Origin of the sequence: Micromonospora sp. CCTCC AA 2012012 (genome assembly GCF_040499845.1) — a bacterium.
GTDB lineage: Bacteria > Actinomycetota > Actinomycetes > Mycobacteriales > Micromonosporaceae > Micromonospora > Micromonospora mangrovi.
Genome location: NZ_CP159342.1, coordinates 1,017,437 through 1,034,526, shown reverse-complemented (window position 1 = coordinate 1,034,526; position 17,090 = coordinate 1,017,437). Strand labels below are relative to the sequence as shown.

Here is a 17,090-nt window from a genome sequence, read left to right as displayed (position 1 = left end):
CGGTCGCACCCGCGCAGGGCGGCGCCGCCGGCCGGGACCGCGGTCAGGAGCTGCAGGTGTTGAGCATGGTCTGCAGCGCGGACTTCTCCGTCGACTGCAGGGTCAGGCCCCAGGTGTATTTCACGGTGATCCACATTTTGCTGTAGGTGCACCGGTACGACGACAGGGGCGGTTGCCAGGTGGAGGGGTCCTGGTCGCCCTTGGCCTGGTTGACGTTGTCGGTGACGGCGATCAGCTGTGGGTGGGTCAGGTCGTTGGCGAAGCTTTGCCGGCGGCTGGTGGTCCAGGAGCTGGCGCCGGAGCGCCACGCCTCGGCGAGGGGTACGACGTGGTCGATGTCGAGGTCGGAGGCGGCCGTCCAGGTGGCGCCGTCGTAGGGGCTGTACCAGCGGCCCGAGATGGCGGCGCAGGAGCTGTCGACCACGACGGAGGTGCCGTCACGCTTGAGGACCTGCTCGCGGGTGTTGCAGGTGCCGCTGATGGTGATCCAGTGTGGGAACAGGTCGCGGGAGTAGCCGCTGGTCGAGCCCTGCGCCGCGACGGTCAGGGCGTTGAGCTGCGACTGGGCCGTCGCCTTGGAAGGGATTCCCGGGGGCGTGGCCATCGCCGGTTGCGCGGTCACGGCCACCAGGCTCGCGCTGGCGATTGCTGCGGCGGCTGTGGCGGCGACACGGCGTCGCAGCGAGGTTGGGGTGGGAAGCTGGGTGTCGCGCATACGGGGCCTCCTGGGCAGCCTGGGGGGGTGGACAGCGACCATCTCGGACGATCATGTCCATCGAAGGTCGTCCTTGTGAAGAGGTGGCGGCGCTTCCACGAAGACTGATTTCCGTACCTCTCCCCGTGCACGGCCGGCCGGCGCCTCACGCTCTCGGGCGGCTGGTCCGTCGGTGGTTGTCGGTATGGCGACGCAGCGGGAGCGGAGGTTCTCCCCTGCGGCCTACAGTGCGGTGTTGAGGCTGGTCGCAGACCTGGAGGCGGGATCGATGGTGGCCAACGGCCTGATCGTGATGACCTGGAACGTGGAGAACCTGTTCCGGCCTAACAGCGCCGATACCTCAGCGGCGGAAACCTATTCGGCGAAGCTGTCCTACTTGTCCGGGCTCATCCGCGGCACCGGCGCTGACGTTGTCGCTCTGCAAGAGATCGGCTCGCCGGAGGCCGCGGAGGATCTCCGGGCGGCCCTGGGCGAGACGTGGCAAGCGGTCCTCTCGGCCCGCCCGGACCACCGTGGGATCCGCGTCGCCGTCCTCGCCCGGCACCCCCTCACTGAGGAGGCGCAGATTACCGCGCTGCCGCCGGCGGGCCTACCGGCGGTTCCCGACGTGGACGGCCAGACGCTCACGCAGCTGGGTCGCGGAGCGGTGCAGGTGCACGTCGACTGCGGTGACCGAGGCCTGCGGCTGGTCACCGCTCACCTCAAAAGCAAGCTGCTCACCTACCCGGGCGGGAGGCGCTACCCGCTCAACGAAGACGAACGCGCCCGGGGCGCCGGCTACGCGCTCTTGCGACGCGGCGCCGAAGCCGTCGCCCTGCGCGTGCACCTCAACGATGTTCTTGCCGCGTCCGCTCTTGACGGGCAGCCCGGCGTGCCGACGATCCTGTGCGGGGACCTCAATGATGGGCCCGACGCCGTGACGACCGTCCTGCTAGAAGGGCCCGCAGACGGAGACGTTCACCATCCCGACAAGGGCGATTCGGTCCGGCTGTACAACCTCGGGCGCCGCCTGCCCGCCGCCCGCGCCTACTCCCGCATCTACCAAGGCCACGGGGAACTCATCGACCACATCCTCGCCACCCGGGACCTCCAGCTACGCCTGATCAGCATCGACTCCCTCGTCGATGACATCACCTCCATCGGCGCGTCCACCCGCAGCCGCGAGGCCGCCATCGTGCCCGACCACGCCCCGGTCGTCGCTCGCTTCGCAGGTTCGTGACACGGGGCTAGCTGATCGCTGAGGGCACGAATGAGGCGTCTCGGCGTAGCCCACGATCGCGATGTCCGGGCTCGCGACTGCTGTCGGTCCTCGTCGACACGCGAACCCTGTCGGCGCTCTAGGTGCCATCCCGTACGCAACAGCACGCACCCGGGTCGGAGGCAGTTGACCTCGAGACAGTGGACGGCTAACCCAGCTTCGGCCGGCAGACTGCCGGTCTAGCCCTCACGCCAATCAATGCGTAATCTTCTCTTCACTTTGCGTGCTTGTGAGGTGCGGATGCCCCACGTGAATCAGTCGTCAAGCGACGCGGTCGATCCGGCACAGCTCGGTGGACGGGCGGATTTCGCCGCCGCACTGACCGGCCTACGGGAACGGTCCGGCCTCACGGTCCGCCAGGTGGCGGTCAGAGCTGGCGCGCACAGCGCGAGCAGCACGATCGGTGACTGGTTCGCAGGCCGCGGTCTGCCGTCCGTCGCGTCACAGGACCTCTTCGTGAAGGTGCTCGGCATCTGCGGAGTTCGGCCGGACGAGATCGACGCCTGGCTGGTGGCATGGCGGCGAGTACGACGCGGTCCCGGTCGACGCGCCGAGGGGATGGAGCCGTACCGAGGTCTGGCGTCCTTCCAACCCGACGATGCGCGCTGGTTCTTCGGACGCGACCGATCCACTGCCCAACTCGTGGAGGCCGTCGTTGCCCTGCACGAGGCCGGCGGCGGCCTACTGCTGGTCGTCGGCGCGTCCGGATCGGGGAAGTCCTCGCTCCTGCGCGCCGGCCTGATCGCTTCTCTGCGCTCGATGAACCCCGAAACCGCGACCCCGGGCCCTATATCCTCCCATCCGGCCAGGCGGGACGAGTGGACCATCGAGTTGATGACACCGGGGCCAACTCCCCTGGCCGACCTGGCGCCCCGAGCGGCCCGCATCGGGAACGGAGGAGGACCGGCCCTGCTCGTGGTCGACCAGGCGGAGGAACTGTTCACCACCGACGCGGCCCCGGATCCGGGACCTTTCGTGGACGAACTCGCGGCACTGAGCAGTGCGGTCGTGGTGGTGGGTATTCGTGCTGACTTCTACGGGCACGCGTTGCGATTCCCACCCCTGCTTGAGGCGGCTCAGCACCGTCAGATTACCGTCGGCCCCCTCTCGGCCGAGGAACTCCGGGCGGTCATCATCGGCCCGGCTCACCGCGCCGGGGTGGAGATCGAGGACGGCCTGGTGGAGTTGCTCCTCGGCGACCTCGCCGTGACCGCAGAGACCGACCAGCCAGAAACAGGCGTCCTTCCACTGCTGTCCCACGCCCTGTACGCGACCTGGTGTCACGACAGAGGCAGGCGGCTAACCTGTCTGGGATATAGGGAGGTCGGCCGAGTGGCCGGCGGCGTGGCGGCTACGGCCACCCGCGTCTACGACCAACTCGACCCTGCCCAGCAGCGGCTCGCCCGTCGGCTGTTCCTCAGCCTGGTGCACGTCGGCGCTGACACCCCCGACACGCGCCGGGTGGTCTCCCCCACCGAACTGCTCGGCGATTTCGGGACGACGGCACCCGAGGCGGAACGGATAATCGATGTCTTCATCGAACATCGCCTGATCACCGCCGACACCATGACGGTGCAGATCAGCCACGAGGCGCTGCTCACCGCATGGCCGACACTCCGGAACTGGCTCGCCGCAGACCGCGCAGGACTCCTGCTGCGCCAGCAACTGGCGGCAGCCTCGACGACCTGGCACGCCGAGCACCGCGAACCCGCTCTGCTGTACGCGGGCCCCCGCCTGGCGGCTGCACAAGGATGGGCGAGCCAGCATCCCGACGAGGTCTCCCCCCTCATGCGGGAGTACCTCGACGCCGGCGCCCGCCACGAACGGCGCCGCACCCGCCGGCTCTACCAGGCCGCCGCGACACTGACCGTACTGGCACTGGCCACCTGCGTACTGGCTGGCTATGCCTTTCAAGAACGCGCCACCGCGAACAACCAACGTCGCCTCGCCGTCGTCCAACGCAACGAGGCGGTCTCCCGTCAGCTCGCCGGCCGCGCCGACCGAATGCGTAGCCGAGACGTCGCGTTGGCTCGACAGTTCGCCCTCGCCGCATATCAGACAGCGCCCACCGCGGAGGCCCGGTCGAGCCTGCTGGACGCGGCTGCCACGCCGACCGTAACCCGACTCGCCGGCTTCTCCAACGCCGCGCAGGCCGTCTCGTACAGCCCGGCCCGGCGACTTCTGGCGGCCGGCGGAGCCGACCGCGCGGTGCAGCTCTGGGACGTGTCCACTGCGCCCGCCCCGACGGCGGTCGGCTCACCGCTCACCGGCTTCTCCGGCACCCTCTACGCGGTGGCGTTCCATCCCGGCGGCCGGATCCTCGCCGCCGCGGGAGCCGACCGGACCGTCCATCTCTGGGGCCTCGACGATGCCACACACCCACGTCCGCTCGCACCGCTCAGTGGCCCGGCATCAACCATCTACGCTCTCGCTTTCAGCCCCGACGGTCGCTTCCTGGCCGCCGGGAGCGCGGACCACAGGCTCTGGCTGTGGGACATCAACGAGTCAGGTGTGGCACGCCCGTTGCCGCCGCTCGACGGGGCGGACGATGCCATCCAAGCCGTGGCCTTCAGCCCCGACGGCGCCCTGCTCGCGGCGGGCAGCGCCGATCGTCGGGTGCACCTCTGGACGATCGCCGAGGACCATCGACCGACTGTCCTCACCACGTTGAGCGGGCACGGCGGCAAGGTTCTCGCCGTCGCCTTCAGCCCGGACGGAAAGCTCCTGGCCAGCGGCAGCGGCGACCAGAGCATCCGCCTTTGGGACCTCGCGGACCCTCACCGGCCGGTGTTGCGCGGGAGTCCGCTCACCGGGCCGTCGAGCTGGGTGAACACGATCACCTTCAGCCCGGACGGGCGCATACTGGCCATCGGCTCCTCCGACAAGACCATCACGCTGGTGCAGGTCGCCACCGCACGTATCCTGCAGAACCTTCCACACCCGGCGCCGGTGACGGCACTCGCGTTCGGCGCCGACGGATCGGCCCTGGCCAGCAGCAGCACCGACGGCTACATCAGGTACTGGGCACTGCCGGGACCCGTACTCACCGGAGCTACCGGGGCTGTCTTCTCGGCCAGCTTCAGCCCGGACGGCTCGATGCTCGTCTCGGCCGGCCGCGACGAAACCCTGCAACTGTGGAACACCGGCGACCCTCGACGGCCGGCCCCGTTGACTGGGCCACTACGACGACCGGCGGGCAGCGACGGGTATGCGGGCACCGCCGTGATCAGCCCCGACGGGCGCACAATCGCGGTCGGGAGCCGTACCGGGGCCGTGGAACTGTGGGACGTCAGCCAACCCCGCAGACCGACGCGCCTGGGACCGCCGCTGCTGGCGGCCGGCGCCCTGATCGAAACCCTCGCATTCAGCGCAGACAGCACCCTTCTCGCCGCCGGTGGCGACGACAGCCAGGTCCATCTCTGGACTCTCACCGACCGGGACAATCCACGGCTGACCGCCACCATCCCGAGCGGTGAAGCCCTCGTCCTGTCCGTGGCGTTCAACCGACGCCAGCCGCTACTCGCCGTCGCCGACACCGAAGGACGCGTACGGCTGTTCGACGTGACCACACCGAGCCGACCGATCCAGCTGGGCAATCCCTTGACCCCCTTCTCCGGGTACGCCTACAGCGTCGCATTCAGCCCGGACGGCACCCTTCTCGCCGCCGGCAGCGCGGACAAGACGGTGCGGCTGTGGACAGTGACAGAACCTGATCACCCCACACCGCTCCCGCAGCCACTCCTCGGCCCAACCAGCTACGTGTACTGGATAGCCTTCAGCCCCGACGGCCGGTCGATCGCGGCTGCCTCCACCGACGGCACCATCTGGCTGTGGAACGTCACCGACCCCAGGCGACCCGCAGTCGTGGCGGCTCTCGCCCACGCCGACGAGGCCTTCTACGTCGTCAACTTCAGCCCCGACGGCCACACCCTCGCCGCCGGCGGCGCCGAGAACACCGTCCAGTTCTGGGAGCTCGACACGGAGCGGCTCCGCGACGACATCTGCGCCACGGTCGGCGCGCCGGTCACCACCGACGAATGGGCGCAGTTCGCCGGCGGCGTTCCGTACAGCCCGCCCTGCTGAACCCACCCCACGACGACCATCGACGCAGCTCACCACGGTTCTCCGGACACGCCCGTACGCTCCGGCCCGTCCGGACCTGTCCGGCCTGCGTGCCTGGGGCTATCCGCTCGAGGGATTCATTGGTTCTGCTGGTTCCGGGCGGCGTCCGCCACCCACGGCCAGTCGAAAGGGAACCTGCCATGACCCACTCACGGACAGCACTCCAGCAGCCGATCCCCTGGGCGCCGCCGAAGCGGCGTCTCCGATGGCTGCGAGGAGGGCTTCTCGCCACCGCCGCGATCCTCGCCCTCGTCTTCCCCACCGCCGCGTACGCGGGGACCGGTGCGGGTGACCCGTCAGCAACCGGCTGCGATTCACGGGCCACCAGTCAACACAACAACCTCACCATGGTCGACCCGGTGAACAAGGCCGTCGCGGGAACGGCATACATCGTCTATTCCTCTTGGAACGGCGGCTGCGACACCGAGTGGGTCACGGTGCACTACAACAGCGGCTACCGGCCCAGCCCGTCGATCTGGCTGCAGAACCAGTCCGGCACCGACCTCTACGCCGCGTACACGAGCGGTGGCCTCTCGTACACCTACCAGCTCGGCAGCATGCGGTACCGGACCGGATGCGGAGGTGTGCAGCTGTACCGAAGCGACGGCAGCTACGTCGACTGGTTTTACCTCGGCTGCTACTGACTGGAGCGACGCGGGCTGGCGGACACCCTCCGCCGGCCCGCGCCGCGGCGTTGTACACGCAGTCCTGGCCGACGGCAGCGTCCGCGACCTTGCCTACCTCGCCGCGCACGTGGTCGCCCAGCCCGCCAGGAGGGCGCGGATGTCCGCGGCCACCTGGCCGAGTCGCTGCTCGACAACCTCGAAGGAGCCGAGGGATAAATCAACGCGTCGGCATCGCGGAGTCGACTACGACCACCACGCCCGCGTCCCCAGGTACAGCGCACTGCACCAACGCGGCCTCATCCACCGCGGATGCCAGCACCACCGGGCAGGCGCCTCGCCGCATCAGAATGCCTGGGCGCTCTGATGTCGATCGGGCCCCTCAACTACGGAGCACGTTGGCGTAGATCAACCAGGCCAGGGCGGACTTGGCCACGAGACTGAGCAGGATGTACGAGACCTCACCGTAGCGGTAGTCACGCCAGCGACCGCGCCGGCCGTACTGCAGGGCCATGTTCACCGCGCAGCTGGCGAAGAGTAGGAACTGGACGATGATGATCGCCCACACGAAGCCGGGATCTGCAGCGGTTGCGTGACGTACACGCCGATCGCCATCCGGGGCCCGATCCCGACCAGGCAGCCGAACCAGAAGGCGCTCCAGTCCGCCCTCCCGGGCCTCTGCTGCCGCTCCATCAACAGGCCGAACAGAATCATCGCGGTGTTCGCGGCGAAGATCCCGATGACCGCCGCGAGATCGCGGATTCCGACGAACAGGCCGATCAGCACGATCATGATCGACGCGCTGACCGAGTACTCGGTCCAACGAGCGTAGTTGGCGCCTCGGTCGAGGTTTCGTTCGTACCAGCGGTGCACGCCTGGGGCAGCGGTGACGAAGCGGTCGAGCGCGGCGAGAAGCAGGAATACCGCCACCGCCGGTCCGATGGGAACGCGGAAGGCCACCTCCGGCAGTGCGGCGTCCCGCAGCGTCACCGGGTCGGCCGTCAGGTACGAGGCGGTGACCGGCAGGGAAAGGGCGTTGCTGCCCACCCACATCCCTCGGCGGCCAGCACCAGCCCGACGAGCACGTTGAACAGGCGCAACCGCCGGTAACGGTCGCCGCCGGACCCCGCGTGCTGTTCCATGGGCGCCACGATAGATGCCCGACTCGGCTGTCCGTCCGGCTTTGAACACATCGCGCGACGCGAAGAGGCATCGCGTCGCTCCACGCGGACGCTGGTTCCTCAGCCAATCGAAACGGCGCGTCACGGCACCCAGTGTTCATCCATTGTTGGCCGTCGCGTTGGTTTGCCGGTGCTACCAAGACCTTGATCAGCTTCGAAGCTGATCGTCCGGTGAACCGAAACGGGGTGCAGGTGCGGAGCAAAAGAACGGTGGCATTCGCCGCGGCGCTGCTGATGCTGGTCGCGGGTTGCACGGCAGGCGATCCGCAGGCGCGGCGCACGGGCGCACCGACCAGCGGCACATTGCGGTTGGTCGCCGGCAGCGAGCAGCAGAGCGTCATCGACACGATCGTCAAGCCGTGGTGCGCCGACCGGCACTACCGGTGCGAGGTCACCTTCAAGGGTTCGGTTGACCAGGCCCGGCTCCTCGGCGCCGGCAACCACGACTACGACGCCTACTGGTTCGCCTCCAGCGTCTTCCTGCAACTGGGTGACCGGGCCAGTGCCCTGCGGGACATACAGCCGATGTTCCTCACCCCGGTGGTCTTCGCCGCCTGGCGTTCCGAGATGGACCGGCTCGGCTTCGCTGGCCGCTCCGATGTGCCGATCGCGGACATCCTGCGTGCCGTCGAGTCGGACCGCACCAAGGTGTGGATCACGAACCCCACCCAGTCCAACTCCGGTGCCACCGTGCTCTTCGGTTTTCTCAACTACTTCGCGGGCAACGGTCCGGGCACGCCGCTCACGCAGCAGCAGCTCGACTCGCCGGCCGTCGAGCAGGGTGTGACCCGGTTCGTCAAGGCGATGGCGCAGACGCCGCCCTCGACCGGCACCCTGATGGCCGACTGTCTGGCCCACACCGACCAGTGCCGGGCCATGTTCACCTATGAGGACTTGGTCATCGAGAAGAACACCGAGCTGGTCAAGGCTGGGCGGGAGCCGCTGCTGGTCGCGTATCCGAAGGGTTCCCTCGCGGTCAGCGACGCGCCGCTGGGTTTTCTGCCCCAGCCGGGCAACGATGGTGCCCACCGGGTCTTCACCGAACTGCAAAACCACCTGCTGAAGGATCCCGGTGCGCAGGCCGCCCTGCGCAAGCTGGGCCGCCGCCCCGCCACGGGGGTCGGCCTCAGCCTCGACCACCCGGACGCGGCCGTGTTCAACCCGGCCTGGGGCATCCAGGCCACCATCAACGAGCAGGCCATCCAGTTCCCGTCCGCGCCGGTCATCCAGGCCGCGCTCGACCGCTACCAGACCCGTTACCGTCGGCCCGTCGCCGTGCACTACTGCCTCGACGGCAGCGGCTCCATGCGAGACAACGACGGCTGGACCGGGATCGAGGCCGCTGCCGGGCAGATCTTCGAGCCCGACCAGGCCGCCCTGAACTTCCTGCAAACCCACCCGCAGGACAGCACCACCGTCACCATCTTCAACAACGACGTCACGGCCGGCAGCCCCTGGAACGTGGCCGGCAACGACCCGACGGCGCTGCGCGAGTTGGCGCGCCGGATCACCGGCTACCAGCCCGACGGCGGAACCAACATGTATGCCTGCCTTCTCCGCGCCGCCGACGAACTCGGCCGCCCCCAACCCGGTGACCGCAAACGCCTCGTCGTGCTGATGACCGACGGGCAGTCCGACACCACCGAACGTGGTCGGGCCCTGGCCGCGCTGCGCGCCGCCGGGGTACCCGTGGTGGCCATCGCCTTCGGCAGCGACGCCGACCCCAGACAACTCAAGGAGGTCGCGGATGCCACCAGCGGCAGCTTCGTCCGGCAGGACGACCTGGTGGCGGCGTTGCGGCAGGCGGCGGGGTACAAGTGAGACGCCACTTGGCCGCGCCGGTCGCCCTGGCCGCCACGGTCGCCGCCTTCACGCTGGTCTTCGCCCTGACCAGCAGCCTGCTCTGGGCGCCGCTGCTCGCCGCCGGGAGCGGCCTCGGGCTCTACCTGATGCTCGACGACCGCACCCGAGTCCACGCCGACCAGGACGCGTACGCCGACGAGGCCCGCGACCGCGTGGCGGAGGCGCTGCGGGTGCTGCGCGGGATCGAGCGGCTCACCCGCGATGTCGACCAACCCGACGCCCGTCGCGCCCTGACCGACGCCTGCCGCTACGTGCCGGAGCTGTTCGACCGGGTCCGCGACCGCTCCCCGAACAGCCTCTACTCCACCGCCGCACAGATGGGCGGGCACCTGCGCAGCCTCGACGGCGCGGTACGCCAGTACCTGGACATCCAGCGGCAGCCGATGCTCTACCACGACCCGCAGCGGCTGCGCCGCGCCGGTGAGGACGCGTTCCGCCGCTTCGCCGACTTCGCGCTGGACAGCGTGCGGCTTCTCAACCAGGGCGAGATCGCGCAGTACACCGCGAACCTCGACACCGTCGCCCCACCCCGCCTGCCCGACCTGGGCCGATAAGGAGTCACGTTGAGACTGCCCAGCACGCGGTTCCTGATCGGGCTGGTCACCGTGATCGCTGTCTGCGTCGTCGCGGCGCTGCTGTGGCAGCGGTCGCAGGACACTCCGGCGACCGCCGCGCCGCCCACGACCGTCACGTGCCTCGGCGGCTCGGAGAAGTCCGAGCTGATGGCCGATCCGGAGGTGAAACGCATCCTGCGTGAGGACCACGGGCTGGAGGTGCGCTTCCAGCCGGTGGGCTCCTACGAACAGGTGCAGCTGAGCACCGCCGACATTAAGGCGCGTAAGCTTGACTGCCTCTGGCCGTCCAGCGCGAGCGCGCAAAGCGTCTTCGAAGCCCAGCACACCGGGGCATTCCCCGACTACCGGGCGGAGAACCTGCTGCAGTCGCCGGAGGTCATCTACGCGGGGCCACGCGGCACGGATGCGCTCCTGCGAAAGGGCATCGTGCAGCGACGCGGCGACCGGTACTTCGTCGTCGATATGAAGGGCCTGCTCCTCGACCACGTCGTCAAGCACAACACCTGGGAGGCCCTGGGCGCCGCGGACCTGCGTGGGCCGATCAGCGTGGCCAGCACCGACCCGGCCAAGTCCAACAGCGGCTTCACGCTGACCCAACTGCAGCTCAACATCGTCGCCACCTCCGACGGTTTCTCCGCCCCCAGCCTCGCCCAGGCCCGGAAAGCGCTGCCGACCATGCGTGCGCTGCACGATGCCCAGGGCCTGCAGTCCCGCAGCTCCGACTCCGGGTTCCGGGAGTGGCTCACCCAGGGCGGCGAATTCAAAGCCCCGCTCTACGCGGGATACGAGAACCAGATCATCCAGCAGGTCGTACAGAGCGGAGACACCAGCGCCACCCTGCTGAAAAACGTCCGTGTGCTCTACCCGGACCCCACCATCTACAGCGACCATCCGGTGCTTGCCCTCGACCCCGCCGCCGGCCAGCTCATCGACGCACTCAAGGACCCCAAGATCCAAACCATCGCCTGGAAGCGGTACGGCTTCCGCTCGGCCGTGCAGGTCGGCGCGAACAACGTCGCCGACTTCCCCGGCATCGGCTTGGCCGACCAGCTGCGAGCCGCGCCCGCGCCCGCTGCGGACGTGACCCTCGCACTGCTCAGCTGCATGAAGGACACCACCGCCTGCAAGTGAAAGGGACCCGCCCCATGTCCGAGGGACTCCAGATCGACTTCGGCACCATCGTCGGCGGCCCCGCCGAGCCGCCCGCCGGCGCCGCCGACTCGGCTATCAGCGCCGCCCTGGCCACCGCCGAACCGAAAACCTTCACCTGCGTCGCCCTGCTCAGCCCGGCTCAGCGCACCCAGGCCGAGCAGGCCGCCCGCCAGCTCTACCCGACCATGCTGACCAACACCGACGCCCTGGCCTCGTTCGGCGACCAGGCGCTCGACCAGGTCAACGCGCAGGTGAGCCGGATCTTCCGGGAGGTCGGCCGGGTCGACATTCCGGAACTGACCGGCATCATGCACGAAATCAACGACCGGATGCGCAGCTTCCGCCGCCGGTTCGATCCTAGCGACCCCAAGGTCCGGGAGACGTTCAACAAGTTCTCCGACGCCATCCGCGGCCTGTTCCGCAAGGGCCGGAACCTGCTCGAAATGCTCTTCGAGGAGGCCCGCAGCGTCGAACAGCAACTCGACCGGGTCGCCGGGCAACTCAGCGACAAGCAGCTGCAACTGCGCCGTAACGTGGTGCTCTGCGACGAGCTCTACAAGGCCAACGAGGCCGCCATCGGCCAACTCGTCGGCGCCATCGCCGTCATGGAACTCATCCGCGACGTGGCCCTCGCCGACGCCCGCACGATCACCGTCACCCCCGGTGCCCCCGACGAACGTGACCAGCAAGAACGGCTCTCCCTCATCACCGAGTTCAGCCAGGCCCTCGAAGTGCGGATCAACGAGTTCCAGCAGCGCCTCTTCGTCGCCTGGTCCACCTCCCCACAGGTACGTAACATCCGCACCCTCAACTACGGCCTCGGGCAGCGGCTGGCCCTGCTAATGAACCTCACCATCCCTACCATGAAGCTAACCATCGCCCAGTGGGCCCTGCTGTTGCAGGCCAATCAGGCCGCCGACATGCAGCAGGCCGTTGCTGACGGCGCCAACGATGTGCTGTCCGCGTACGCGGCGGCGTCCAAGACCGCCGTGCCGCAGATCGCCAAGGTGATCCAGACCCCCACCATCCGCCCCGATACCATCCTCGAGGTCGCCGAGTCCATCGACGCCCAGGCCCGAGGGATCGAGGACGCCGTCCGCTACGGGCAGCAGAAGAGAGCCGAGGTGGTGGGCGCGATCGTCACCGCGAACCAGTCCATGTCGGAATCGTCCGAGCGGCTCAGCCGAACCGTGATCGAGCTGGTCACCCAGGCCAAGAAGCCGGTGGCACTGCCCGGTGGACCGCAACTGCCGGCCGCGGTCTTGGAGCAGGCGCCGGCGATCGTCTCCCCGGCCCAGTGATGCCGCGCGTCCGCGGTCGACGTCAGGACACCTCAGTCGACGTCGCGAATCAGCGCCGCGCTTCGTTCCGGCTCCTCTACGGACGTAGCAGCCCGTGTGGGAGATCAGGTCCTACTCAGCCGTGGGAACGCGGCGGTGGCACGCTATTCGCTGCCAGAAGAGTCCGGGGCCTCGCACTACTGAACTCAGCGCCCTACCTCGATCGGGGTCCCCGCCGCTTCGTCGCTGGAGCCTGGTGCGCTTGGCCGGCTCGACCACGGCTTCCGCAGCATTGAGCGTCGGGGCCAGGCGGGGTGCGGTGGAGGCGTTCGGCTACATGTCCGGAGATCGCCCGCCTGACAAGCGGGAGCCCAGCAGGGTCACCGCCTTCGGATCTCACCGTCGCAGCGGAGCAACTGAATGCAGGTCGCCGTGGTCGCTCGCCGCGGCGAACACGGTCGACTATGCGTTCAAGGTGTTGCGAGGATGTCTGGCATGAGCCATGGCGGGGTGTATCCGGAGTTCACGGTTCTTGGCCCTCGGGGCGAGCTGTTGCGGTGCGTGGGCGTCCCTCGCGGCCTGACGGCCCGGGAGACCGTCGAGGTGATCCTCGCTCAGCACCACCCAGAACTCGTCAACGGCGCATTCCCTGTCTACCTCACCGCCAGGGCGGACCAATTCGGCGGCTGGAGCCACGCCGGCCAGGACGAACCGTTCGACGCTGTCGAACCGCTGACCACCGAATTGTGGCTACGGCAGGACCGGGATCCGACCCATGCGCGGTATCTCGACTGGATCAAGATCGCCACGTTCCTCGCCGCAGGCACACACAACGACGGAGCGGGTAACGCCGCGCGAGACCTGCTGGAACAGACGCTGGCCACAGCGAAGGCCGACATCGAACAGCGCGAGCGTGACCGACTGTCGCAGTTGAGCGAGGAAACTGCCGTCGCCATCGCCACCTCGTGCGCCTGCTTGAGGCTCGGCATCGACGACCTTGCCCGGCTGCAGGCACACCACATCCACGTCACCCGACACTGGGAGCGGATCCGGCTGGAATCGTGGCGCGTTCCCCTCACTGATCGACAGCAGGAATCCGGCAACATGATCGTGCAACTTGAAGTCATTCCGAAGCGGCTGGAAGCCTCCGAACTGCTGATCCGAGCCAACCATCGTCCACGCGCCTGAGACAAAGCCACCGGCCTCGGGTCGGCCGCAGAGCTATCCGACGGCCAGCCTGCTGCGCCGACATGCCGTCCCCATCGTTGGGTGAACACGGGCCAATGTCATGAGCTGCTCCCGACCTGCCGTACGCGCCGAGCCGCAGCGCGCAGCCGCTCTGACAGGGCCTCGTCATGCCACACAATATCGGCGGCAACACCTGAGGCGATGAGTCGTTGCTCTCGGGTGACGAGCTCATCGAGCCGCTCAGCGAGCCGTTCGTCGGGACCGCCCAGATCGGCGAGCAGCTCGGCGGCGTCGCCGATCGCATGGTGCCCGTCGTCCGTCACGAGAGCCCGCAGGGTCGGTAGGGCTCCGCCGGTGTTTCCGGTGGCCGCAGCCAGCCGGGCCGCCAGGATCTGGGTCATGCGCTCAGCATGGGTCTGCGCGGCTTCGCCAGTGAGATGCGGGAACGCGACGGGAACCAACGGGCGGAGTTCGTCACCGGCGTCATCCAAGCCGGCCGGCCAGCGTGTACTGGAGGGCCGGCGAAACGCCGCGTCGAGTGCGTCGAGCAGCGGCTGCGTATCGCCGGTGAGTCGGCGTATCGCCGCAGCCGCGTCCAGGTCGCCCTCGACCGCGGGTTCCCGCAGATGGGGTAGCGCCTCGGCCACGTGGTGGCCGATTCGCGCCAGTGCCAGCGACGCCGCTCGGCCTGCGCGGGGAAGTATGGCAAGGAGTTCCGGCACGGCGTCCGCGGCGTGGTGACCCCAGGAGCCGAGCACGTGGGCGAGGTGCGGGTGCTCGACGAGGCGACGGCGGACAGCGTCGAGCGCTTCGGGTGTGAAGGTCATTCGACGTGTGTCGCGAGCGGTCGGGGCCAGGTCGACCCAGCGTGGGTCGCCCAGCCAGATCAACGTCTCGAGCGCTTGGCGCTCCGCGGTGATCGCTCGGGATCCGGATATTTCCGGGTAGCGGGCGGCGACGGCGGCGATCTCCTCGCGGTACGGGGCGGCGGCCGCACCGCAGCCGCGCAGAGTGCTGATCACTTCGCGGCGCACACGGGGATCCGGGTCGGCCAGCAATGGGGCCACCAGCGGCACCAGCAATGCGGGCGTCGACCGCCGCCGCAAGGCTCGCTCCGACACGGCGAAGACCGCAGCCTGTCGGATCTCCGGATCAGGGCTGATGGTCAGTGCGGAGACCAGGTCGGTGGCCATCGGGTCGGTGGCGGGAACGATGAGCTCGTCGGCTGGTTCCCCGTCCATCCACGCGTAGTCGACATCGATGCCCTCGCTGATCGCCGTTGCCACGGCAGCCGCCGCGCCGGCCGGTAGCGGGCGGCCGGCGCGGGTCGCCGCGAGCGCTGCGGCGAACCGTTCCTCGGCGGACCTGCAGTGCGCGAAGCGACCGGCCGTGCCGTCGGGGTCAAGTTTGCCAAGTGCGAGCATGAGCGATGCGCGGACCTTCGGGTCCTCCTCCACGCCCGCGCGTTCGTGCAGCGCTGTGGCGGGGCCTCCGGTCTGGGCCAGGACGTATGCTGCGGCCGCCCGGACCTCCGGATCCGGGTCGTCGAGCGGCAGCGGCGGCTGAGCCGTCACCGCCGCGCGGACGGCTTCGAAGGAGTCGCCGGAGGCGTGCCGGGGATCAGCGAGCATCCCCAACATCCAGGCGAACTCGGCTCGCCGGGCTGGCGCCGTCCGGGCGAGATCGGCAATGAACGGCACGGCCGCCACGGTCGCGGGATAAACGACGCCCTGACCGAAGAGGCGGTCCCACAATTCGTCGAGGTGGTCGGTGGCATGGCGTAGCAGCTTGGGAACGTCATCCGCGGGACCGTAGGCGTGCGTCAACCCCGACCAGTCGATCTCTTCGAGCACCGACGGACCTTACCGTCGCAGGAGAAACGGCGTCGAACCAGCGCAGGTCAGAACCAGTCACCGGCTGCCCTGTCGCGTTGACTTGACCTTGCCGCAGAGATGAGCGTGGATCACGTCTGCAGGCGCGTTCCAATGTGCCTGCCTCGACAGCATCAATCATCGGAGTCGCTACCAGTGAAGACCTCAAGTTCTCCACACCTCGGAGGCGGCGCCGCCGTGAAGGCAGCCCTCCTGGCTTCCAAGGACCTGCGCCCCACCGAACGGCTCATCATGGTCGCCATCGCCGCGCACACCAACCGCGATGGAGACGCCTGGCCGTCCGTCGCCACGATCGCCGACTACGCCGGCGTCTCGGTTCGCACCGTGCAACGCACCCTGGCAAAACTGGTGCACCTCGGCCGGCTGGCCGTCCGTCAGGTCGCCACCCTAGCCACCCGGATCTACCGTCTCCTGAGCGGGCATCCGGGTACGTCAGGGGGTGACAGCCAGCGCGGCGGGGTGACAAACGACGCCACCAGGGGTGACACCCAGGGGCTGTCACCCGAAGCAGAGGAAGACCACAAGAAGCTCCGCAGCAACCGCACGGTGCCGGCCGGGCAACGGCTTCCCTGGAGAAAGCGTCTACCGCAGCAGACCTTCTCAGTGAGCCGAGCAGCAACACGCCCAGCGGCGCCCTTGGTCGGTCGCACGGCTGACCAGTGCCCTCACCACCGTGGCAGCCTAGCCGCCAATTGCGGGCCCTGCCGATCCGAACTGCTGGCAGGGGACATCCGGTAACGCTCCCGCAGCCACCTACTGGTGCCGTCATCTCCGACCAGTTGGGCAATCCTCTCCCGGCTCCTGCCGGCCGGCTCGCAGCTGGCCGTATACGTCGCGACGATGACGGGCGGGTACGCCATTGGCGCACCTACATCTGCAAGGGAAAGGCGTCCGTATGAAGGTGACCTGGACCTACGACCGAGGCGACCAGCGCGACAACTACAAGGTCGAGTTGACCGACCCTAACGACCCACGAGCCCTCCTCCGCGAGATCCAGCAGCCGGCGAGCCCGTCGTCTTGCCTTCTTCAGCGACGCCAACGACCCGGACGACCTGCCGCCCGGCGTCCATATCGGGCTCGGTCACCCCGCCCACGCCTTCGCGGTACACATCGCCGACGACGGCGGCTACCTCCACGACCCACAGCGAATGCCCCGACCGAAGGGCTCCACTTCGATTTCGGTGGAGTGCCCACCGACTACCCGGCCGAGCACCTATAACTTCAGCCCGAGACGGCGATTT

At 68.8% G+C, this 17,090-nt stretch carries 13 protein-coding genes; 9 read left to right on the top strand and 4 right to left on the bottom strand.

Annotation, left to right across the window (positions count from 1 at the left end; all coding sequences use genetic code 11):
* Window positions 1–43 precede the first annotated feature (43 nt).
* On the bottom strand, window positions 44–715 hold the full coding sequence (locus ABUL08_RS04800; RefSeq protein WP_350934878.1) for an HNH endonuclease family protein: 672 nt from the start codon (window positions 713–715) through the stop codon (window positions 44–46).
* A 235-nt stretch (window positions 716–950) separates the two neighbouring features.
* Between ABUL08_RS04800 and ABUL08_RS04795 the strand changes: the two genes are divergently transcribed.
* The 3 genes from ABUL08_RS04795 (at window position 951) to ABUL08_RS04785 (ending at window position 6,739) form a co-directional block, all read left to right on the top strand.
* The gene (locus ABUL08_RS04795; RefSeq protein WP_350934876.1) at window positions 951–1,934 is read left to right on the top strand and encodes an endonuclease/exonuclease/phosphatase family protein; all 984 of its coding nucleotides are present in this window, start codon (window positions 951–953) and stop codon (window positions 1,932–1,934) included.
* A 279-nt stretch (window positions 1,935–2,213) separates the two neighbouring features.
* On the top strand, window positions 2,214–6,056 hold the full coding sequence (locus ABUL08_RS04790) for an nSTAND1 domain-containing NTPase (RefSeq protein ID WP_350934874.1): 3,843 nt from the start codon (window positions 2,214–2,216) through the stop codon (window positions 6,054–6,056).
* A gap of 179 nt (window positions 6,057–6,235) precedes the next feature.
* The gene (locus ABUL08_RS04785) at window positions 6,236–6,739 is read left to right on the top strand and encodes a hypothetical protein (protein ID WP_350934873.1); all 504 of its coding nucleotides are present in this window, start codon (window positions 6,236–6,238) and stop codon (window positions 6,737–6,739) included.
* 361 nt (window positions 6,740–7,100) lie between these two features.
* Here the strand turns inward: ABUL08_RS04785 and ABUL08_RS30590 are convergent, their stop codons facing one another.
* On the bottom strand, window positions 7,101–7,238 hold the full coding sequence (locus tag ABUL08_RS30590; RefSeq protein WP_458329391.1) for a hypothetical protein: 138 nt from the start codon (window positions 7,236–7,238) through the stop codon (window positions 7,101–7,103).
* Window positions 7,235–7,765: a heliorhodopsin HeR gene (gene heR, locus ABUL08_RS04780; RefSeq protein ID WP_458329390.1), complete on the bottom strand. Its 531-nt coding sequence runs from the start codon at window positions 7,763–7,765 to the stop codon at window positions 7,235–7,237. Before heR ends, ABUL08_RS30590 begins: the two co-directional genes overlap by 4 nt.
* 344 nt (window positions 7,766–8,109) lie before the next feature.
* Here heR and ABUL08_RS04775 point away from each other — a divergent pair, with 344 nt between their 5' ends.
* From ABUL08_RS04775 to ABUL08_RS04755, 5 genes are all read left to right on the top strand, one after another.
* Complete coding sequence (locus ABUL08_RS04775) at window positions 8,110–9,720, top strand: vWA domain-containing protein (protein ID WP_350934871.1); 1,611 nt, start codon at window positions 8,110–8,112, stop codon at window positions 9,718–9,720.
* Window positions 9,717–10,316 (top strand): hypothetical protein, encoded by a 600-nt coding sequence (locus ABUL08_RS04770; RefSeq protein WP_350934868.1) that lies wholly within the window; start codon window positions 9,717–9,719, stop codon window positions 10,314–10,316. Before ABUL08_RS04775 ends, ABUL08_RS04770 begins: the two co-directional genes overlap by 4 nt.
* Before the next feature lie 9 nt (window positions 10,317–10,325).
* Entirely contained in the window at window positions 10,326–11,468 is a 1,143-nt protein-coding gene (locus ABUL08_RS04765) for a hypothetical protein (RefSeq protein ID WP_350934866.1), read from the top strand.
* 14 nt (window positions 11,469–11,482) lie between these two features.
* Entirely contained in the window at window positions 11,483–12,790 is a 1,308-nt protein-coding gene (locus ABUL08_RS04760) for a toxic anion resistance protein (protein ID WP_350934865.1), read from the top strand.
* A gap of 465 nt (window positions 12,791–13,255) precedes the next feature.
* Window positions 13,256–13,957, top strand: a complete 702-nt coding sequence (locus ABUL08_RS04755) for a hypothetical protein (RefSeq protein ID WP_350934863.1) — start codon at window positions 13,256–13,258, stop codon at window positions 13,955–13,957.
* A 98-nt stretch (window positions 13,958–14,055) separates the two neighbouring features.
* Here the strand turns inward: ABUL08_RS04755 and ABUL08_RS04750 are convergent, their stop codons facing one another.
* Window positions 14,056–15,810, bottom strand: coding sequence for a hypothetical protein (locus tag ABUL08_RS04750; protein ID WP_350934861.1), 1,755 nt, complete (start codon window positions 15,808–15,810; stop codon window positions 14,056–14,058).
* A gap of 216 nt (window positions 15,811–16,026) precedes the next feature.
* On the opposite strand from ABUL08_RS04750, the gene ABUL08_RS04745 reads away from it, so the two are divergent.
* On the top strand, window positions 16,027–16,587 hold the full coding sequence (locus ABUL08_RS04745) for a helix-turn-helix domain-containing protein (protein WP_350934859.1): 561 nt from the start codon (window positions 16,027–16,029) through the stop codon (window positions 16,585–16,587).
* Window positions 16,588–17,090 lie beyond the last annotated feature (503 nt).

Excerpts from the sequence above, each read along its gene's own strand:
- ABUL08_RS04800 (WP_350934878.1), bottom strand. The coding sequence starts at position 715 with ATGCGCGACACCCAGCTTCCCACCCCAACCTCGCTGCGACGCCGTGTC.
- ABUL08_RS04790 (WP_350934874.1), top strand. The coding sequence starts at position 2,214 with ATGCCCCACGTGAATCAGTCGTCAAGCGACGCGGTCGATCCGGCACAG.
- ABUL08_RS04785 (WP_350934873.1), top strand. The coding sequence starts at position 6,236 with ATGACCCACTCACGGACAGCACTCCAGCAGCCGATCCCCTGGGCGCCG.
- ABUL08_RS04760 (WP_350934865.1), top strand. The coding sequence starts at position 11,483 with ATGTCCGAGGGACTCCAGATCGACTTCGGCACCATCGTCGGCGGCCCC.
- ABUL08_RS04755 (WP_350934863.1), top strand. The coding sequence starts at position 13,256 with ATGTCTGGCATGAGCCATGGCGGGGTGTATCCGGAGTTCACGGTTCTT.